The 5049-nt window shown below is 61.9% G+C and carries 6 protein-coding genes; 3 read left to right on the top strand and 3 right to left on the bottom strand.

Annotation, left to right across the window (positions count from 1 at the left end):
- Nucleotides 1-58: 58 nt before the first annotated feature.
- Genes HU811_RS24740 through HU811_RS24730 form a run of 3 tightly spaced genes read right to left on the bottom strand, consistent with a single transcriptional unit; the run spans nucleotide 59 to nucleotide 1738 of the window.
- Nucleotides 59-649 carry an LON peptidase substrate-binding domain-containing protein gene (locus HU811_RS24740; RefSeq protein WP_186658617.1) on the bottom strand — a complete coding sequence of 197 codons (591 nt, stop codon included), beginning with the start codon at nucleotides 647-649 and terminating at the stop codon, nucleotides 59-61.
- 10 nt (nucleotides 650-659) lie between these two features.
- Nucleotides 660-1376, bottom strand: coding sequence for an LrgB family protein (locus tag HU811_RS24735; RefSeq protein WP_186658615.1), 717 nt, complete (start codon nucleotides 1374-1376; stop codon nucleotides 660-662).
- The gene (locus HU811_RS24730) at nucleotides 1373-1738 is read right to left on the bottom strand and encodes a CidA/LrgA family protein (RefSeq protein ID WP_060740472.1); all 366 of its coding nucleotides are present in this window, start codon (nucleotides 1736-1738) and stop codon (nucleotides 1373-1375) included. The genes HU811_RS24735 and HU811_RS24730 overlap by 4 nt, the downstream gene beginning before the upstream one ends.
- 334 nt (nucleotides 1739-2072) lie before the next feature.
- Here HU811_RS24730 and HU811_RS24725 point away from each other — a divergent pair, with 334 nt between their 5' ends.
- From HU811_RS24725 to HU811_RS24715, 3 genes are all read left to right on the top strand, one after another.
- On the top strand, nucleotides 2073-2528 hold the full coding sequence (locus tag HU811_RS24725; protein ID WP_186658613.1) for a MaoC family dehydratase: 456 nt from the start codon (nucleotides 2073-2075) through the stop codon (nucleotides 2526-2528).
- Nucleotides 2529-2625: 97 nt separating this feature from the next.
- On the top strand, nucleotides 2626-4344 hold the full coding sequence (locus HU811_RS24720) for a C13 family peptidase (protein ID WP_186658611.1): 1719 nt from the start codon (nucleotides 2626-2628) through the stop codon (nucleotides 4342-4344).
- 27 nt (nucleotides 4345-4371) lie between these two features.
- Nucleotides 4372-5013, top strand: coding sequence for an oxidoreductase (locus HU811_RS24715; protein ID WP_186658609.1), 642 nt, complete (start codon nucleotides 4372-4374; stop codon nucleotides 5011-5013).
- Nucleotides 5014-5049: the final 36 nt, after the last annotated feature.

Genomic DNA, 5049 nt, shown 5'->3' with positions numbered 1-5049 from the left:
TCGCGAGCAAGCCCGCTCCCACAAGGGATCAGTGTTGTTCAGTGAAATATGAATGGGGTCAGGCGAAGAGCTCACCCTGCAACTCATCGAGCAAGGCCTGGATTGCATCCAGCCGCTGCTGAGGATCATCGAGTTGCAGCAGGTCGAGCTTGTCCAGCTCATTGAAGGGCAGCAGGTAGGCCAGTTGATTGGCCAGCGACTGCTGGCCGGTGGCTTCGGTGCCCATGTTCAGGGCCTCGACCATCGGGTGTTCGGCCAGGGCCTTGAGCAGCGCCACCAGGTCGGCATCCTCATCCTGCAGCGGTTGTTCCGGCTCATCCTCCAGCCACTCGACTTCAGCGACGGTCAGTTGATCGGCCTGGACCCTGCTGCTGTGTACGATAAAGCGTCGCCCACCCTGCACGCGAATGCCCAGCAGCCCGTTGTCCTGCCGGGAGAAATCGGTGATTCGCGCCTCACAGCCCACCCGCGCAAAGCCGTCAGGGGCAATGCCGACTTCCTCGCCATCGAGGATGCACACCACCCCAAACCCCTCGCCCATTTTCATGCAGCGACCGATCATATCGAGGTAGCGCGCCTCGAAAATCTGCAAATCGAGGATGCAACCGGGGAACAGTACCGTGTTCAACGGGAAAAGCGGCAAGCTCATAAGCAGTTCCTTAAACCGTCATCGACACCACCAACGGCAGCAACACCGCCGTGGCCACGCCCATCAGACTCATCGCCAGCGCCGCAAAGGCGCCGGACTCTTCACTTTCCTGCAACGCCACGGACGTGCCGACCGCATGAGCGGTCAGGCCCAGGGCCATGCCACGGGCTTCAGGGCTATGGACACCCAGCTTGGTCAGAATGCTCGGGCCCAGAATCGCTCCGAGCACCCCGGTGATCAACACAAACACCGCCGCCATGGCCGCTACGCCGCCGATCTGCTCGGCCACCAGCATGGCGATCGGTGAAGTCACCGACTTGGGCGCCATGGTCATCAGGATCATGTGTTCGGCGCCAAAAGCCCAGCCCAATACCACTGCAGAGGCCGTGGCGAACACCCCGCCTATCACCAGCGTAGTAAAAATCGGCCAGAACAATTGCCGGATCCGTCGCAGGTTCAGGTACAAGGGCACTGCCAGCGCGACGGTGGCCGGCCCCAGCAGAATGCTGAGAATCTCCGTGCTTTCACGGTACTCGGCGTAGCTGATGCCGCAACCGACCAGCACACCGATCAGCAGCAACATCGACATCAGCACCGGTTGCAGGAACACCCAACGGGTCTTTTCGAACGCCGCCAGCACCAATTGATAGGCGCCCAGGGTAATGCCAATGCCGAACAGCGGATGATGGATCACCGAACTCCAGGCGCCCTGCCAGTCGAGCATCATTGGCTGTCCTCCGGGGCGGCAACGTGACGGCGGGCCAGGCGCTGCATCAGCACGCCCGTCAGCGCCACGGACAGCACCAGGGACAAGGTCAACGCGCCAACGATGGCCCAGAAATCGGCGGCAATCGCCCCGGCATATACCATCACCCCGACCGCAGGCGGCACCAGCAGCAAGGGCAAGTAACGCAGCAGGCTACTGGCAGCCAGGTTCAACGGTTCGCTGACTTCACCGCGCATCACCAGATAGCCCAGCAGCAACAGCAGGCCAATGATCGGCCCAGGCAGCACCGGCAAGAACAAATGATTGATCGCAGTGCCCAGCAATTGAAAAAATACCAGCCAGGTCAGGCCCCGTAGCAACATCCGCTCTCTCTCCCCTCACAAACATCCATAAACCCCGTCCCCGTAGGAGCTGCCCGCAGGAGCTGCCGAGTGCAACGAGGCTGCGATCTTTCCCCCTGCCAACTGAATCCGGAGCGAAAGATCAAAAGATCGTCCGAACGCGGCCCGAGCCTTCGGCAGCTCCTACGGGAGTAACCAGATGACACATTTAAGCACGCCCGCGCTATGGGTCGGCATTCGTAAAAAGCATGGTCGATGACCTTCCACCCCCGCCATGTTGATCTACAGTGGTTCTCCGGGGACGCCGATCCCCGTTCCAACAAAGACAAAACCGATGAACCCAAGGAGAGTCTCAATGCCCTATGTTCCCGTTGCAGCGCTCAAAGATTATGTCGGCAAGGAACTTGGACGTTCCGAATGGCTTACCATCGATCAGGAGCGCATCAACCTGTTCGCCGAAGCCACTGGCGACTTTCAGTTCATCCACGTCGATCCGGTCAAGGCCGCGCAGACGCCGTTCGGCAGCACCATCGCCCACGGTTTCCTGTCGCTGTCGCTGATGCCCAAACTGATGGAAGACATCCTGATCCTGCCCGAAGGTGTGAAGATGGTCGTCAACTACGGGCTGGACAGCGTGCGCTTCATCCAGCCCGTGAAAGTCGACTCCAAGGTCCGCCTCAAGGTCGACCTGGTGGACGTGACCGAGAAGAAACCCGGCCAGTGGCTACTCAAAGCCACCGCCACCCTGGAAATCGAAGGTTCGGAAAAACCTGCCTACATCGCTGAGCCCCTGTCGCTCTGCTTCGTGTAGCCCCTCGCGGATGCGAAGCCGCTGCGGCAGTTTCGCATCGCTTCTCCTGACGCGCATAGCTGCGGCATACTCGTGACCTGATTACCTGGATCCCGTTATGCGCTCATTTGTCCCCTTGGCCCTGACCCTGCTGCTCACCGCTTGCGGCGACGGCGAATCGCTGTTGCCTCCCGACGCGCGCCTGCCCGACGGCGGACGCTATCGCGGCGAGTTGGCCGACGGATTGCTGCAAGGCCAGGGGCGCGTCGATTACCCCAACGGCAGTTGGTACGCCGGACAGTTCGACAAAGGCCAGTGGCACGGCACCGGGGAATGGCATGGCAGCAATGGCGAGATCTATCGCGGCCAGTTCGAGCAGGGCCTGTTCAACGGCCAGGGCAGCCTGACCACGCCCACCAGCAGCTACACCGGCGGCTTCAAGCAAGGCCGGCGCGACGGTGAAGGCACGCTCAAAGAACACGGCATGATCTACCGCGGCGAATTCAAGGCCGACCGCTATTCCGGCTTCGGGCGCCTGGAGCTTGAGGACGGCAGCCAATACCAGGGCCCGTTCGTCAACGGCAAACCCAACGGTGAAGGCCAGCGCTTCGACGCCAGCGGCAACCAGTTCACCGGCCATTTCGTCGACGGCCAGCTCCAGGGCAAAGGCACCTTCAACAGCGCCGAGGGCGATGTCTACATCGGCGGGTTCAAGAACAACCAGCTCAGCGGTCGCGGGCGCTATGAAAATGCCGACGGCGATGTCTGGATCGGCCAGTTCAAGGAAGGCGCGCTCACGGGCAACGGCCAACTGATCGGCGCCGACGGCAGCCACTACCGCGGCCAATTCAATGACTGGCGCTTTAGCGGCCAGGGCCGTTTGAACCTGCCCGACGGCAGTTTTTATATCGGCCAGTTCGAGAACGACACCTACCACGGTCGCGGCACCCTGGCGCTGACCGATGGCACCGTGCAAAGCGGCACCTGGACCAACGGCCTGCGAGTGCGCGACGCTAGCGGCCGGCTACTGCCGGATGTGCTCGAACTCGGCCTCCTGGCCCAGGGCCGCCTGTTGGAAACTGCCCTGGCCAATATCCCGGCTTCGACACCGGCGGTGGAGCTGTACAGCCTGACGGTGGGCGGTGACGGCAAGCAGAGTGTGTTCCTGCGCGAGTCCGACTACGTCGCCAACATGCTCACCAGTCGTTTTGGCGCGTTCGGCCAGATCCGCCTGGTCAACCACCGCGACCACCTCGGTGACCGGCCCATGGCCACTCGCGAAAGCCTGCGCCGCGCCGCCAGCACCCTGGCCGAACGCAGCGGTCCGGAAGACCTGATCTTCATCTACCTGACCAGCCACGGCACCAGCGAACACGAACTGGTGCTCGACCAGCCGCGCATGGAGCTGGCCGACCTGCCCGCCGATGAACTGGCCGTGGTGCTGGCGCCGCTGAAGGATCGCGACAAAATCGTCGTGATTTCGGCGTGTTATTCCGGCGGCTTCATCCCGGCGCTCAAGAATGAACGCACCTTGATCATGACCGCTTCCCGCGCCGACCGAGTGTCCTTCGGCTGCTCCGAGGAGGCCAACTTCACCTACTTCGGCGACGCCTTGTTCGCCCAGGCCCTGAACCAGACCGACGACCTTGAGCAGGCCTTCAAGCGCGCCAAGGCCACCGTCGCCGAGCGGGAGCAGGCGGACAATTTCGAAGCTTCCGAGCCGCAGATCTGGGCGCCCAGGACCGTCCTTTCCCATTGGCAGCTATTGCGCAAGCAACAGGCGCGAAAAGCATTACAAAGTACGGCATTGAACGACGAGGTCCAAAAGAGCAACTAAGCTGAATCGTATCAAGGGGGAAACACTATGTACTTGACGCCTCAGCATGTTTTGCTTGCCGGAGCTACCGGGCTGACCGGGGAACATCTACTGGACCGGCTGCTCAACGAGCCGACCATCACACGTGTATTGGCGCCTTCACGCCGGCCGCTGGCCGAGCATCCACACCTGGAAAACCCGGTCGGTGAAACGGCCGAATTACTGCCCCGCCTCAGTGGCCAGGTGGACATCGCTTTTTGCTGCCTTGGCACGACCCTCAAGAAGGCCGGCTCAGAACAGGCGTTTCGCGCGGTGGACCTGGACCTGGTGGTGGCCTTCGCCAAGCGTGCCCGGGAACTGGGCGCAAGGCACCTGATCGTGATCAGCGCGCTGGGGGCTGACCCGAGTTCTTCGATCTTCTACAACCGGGTCAAAGGCGAAATGGAAGCCGCCCTCCAGGCCCAGGACTGGCCACAACTGACCCTCTGCCGCCCTTCCCTGCTCCTGGGCGAACGCACCGAACCCCGGTTGGCCGAACAATTGGCTGGCCCCTTGTCGAGGCTGATCCCCGGCAAGTACCACGGCATCGAAGCCTGCCAACTGGCCCGCGCCATGTGGCGCCTGGCCTTGGAAGAACAGGAAGGGGTGCGGGTGGTGGAGTCGGATGAGTTGCGTAAGCTCGGCAAATAAAAAGCAAAAAGATCGCAGGCTTCGCCAGCTCCTACA

The organism is Pseudomonas tehranensis, from assembly GCF_014268615.1.
GTDB lineage: Bacteria > Pseudomonadota > Gammaproteobacteria > Pseudomonadales > Pseudomonadaceae > Aquipseudomonas > Aquipseudomonas tehranensis.
This window is presented reverse-complemented; position numbering and strand designations above follow the sequence as displayed.